At 53.7% G+C, this 1,053-nt stretch carries 2 protein-coding genes; both read left to right on the forward strand.

Translation table 11 applies throughout. From position 1 onward, the window contains the following. Positions 1–472, forward strand: a 472-nt coding sequence (locus tag V6D20_22585; GenBank protein ID HEY9818569.1) for a molybdopterin dinucleotide binding domain-containing protein, incomplete at its 5' end; no start/stop codon positions are given. Between the two features lie 192 nt (positions 473–664). After that, a partial coding sequence (locus tag V6D20_22590; protein ID HEY9818570.1) for an AraC family transcriptional regulator occupies positions 665–1,053 on the forward strand: 389 nt, incomplete at its 3' end.

The raw sequence follows: 1,053 nt of genomic DNA on the forward strand, positions 1-1,053 counted from the left end.
TATGGCAGTTCATGCCCGTGGTCTGTCAGAACCCAGCGATTCTGACTATCCCCTCGTGCTCACCAACGGTCGCCTCTACGGCCATTGGCATACCCAGACCCGCACCGGTCGGATTGCGAAAACTGCCGCCATGCACCCAGCTCCGTTCCTAGAAATTCACCCTAAGGATGCAGCTCCATTTGATCTACAGGAAGGTGACTGGGTGGAGGTGCGATCGCGACGCGGCTTTGTTCGCCTACCGGTGACCATTACGAAAGCGATCGCCCCCGGTACGGTCTTCATGCCCATGCACTGGGGCGCAATCTGGGCCGATGATGCCGAGGTGAATGCCCTAACTCACGCGGCCCTCTGCCCCACCTCCCTGCAGCCAGAACTGAAGGCCTGTGCTGTGAACCTCATTCCTGTGCGTCTCTTGGAGGAGGCGATCGATCAGCAACGCATTCCCCAACCCTCACCGCTACTGAATTGCTGATACCCAATCCAGTATCCAAGATCAGCAGCGATCGCCGCTAGGTTGAATCCTCCTGCCTGAGTGATGTTGGGTTCTAACTCTCGACAACGACTATTCGCTTGAAGGATTGGATCTAGAAAGCAAGAAACGGGTGGTAGAATTGTCCACCCATCGGTACAGTGAGGGTGATAGGGAGCGGCACTAGACGACACTATGACCTCTTCAGCGGATATCAAGCTCAATCAGCAGGACACCTACGAACGCATTGCGGCGGCGATCGCTTTCCTGCGCCACCACCATGCTGAACAGCCTGATTTAAGGGCGATCGCAGATCATCTACACCTCAGTGAATCTCACGTTCAGCGCTTATTTACCCAATGGGTCGGCATCAGTCCTAAACGGTTTTTACAATATCTAACGGTGGACTACGCTAAGTCAAAGATTCAGACGACCAAAAATTTGCTAGACCTCACCCTGGATACTGGCTTATCTAGTCCGGGACGTCTTCATGATTTATTTGTCAACCTAGAAGCCATGTCTCCTGGAGAATATAAGTCTGGCGGTCATGGCTTGCAGATTCGCTATGGTATCCATGGGACGCC

It is taken from the genome of Candidatus Obscuribacterales bacterium, assembly GCA_036703605.1.
Classification (GTDB): domain Bacteria; phylum Cyanobacteriota; class Cyanobacteriia; order RECH01; family RECH01; genus RECH01.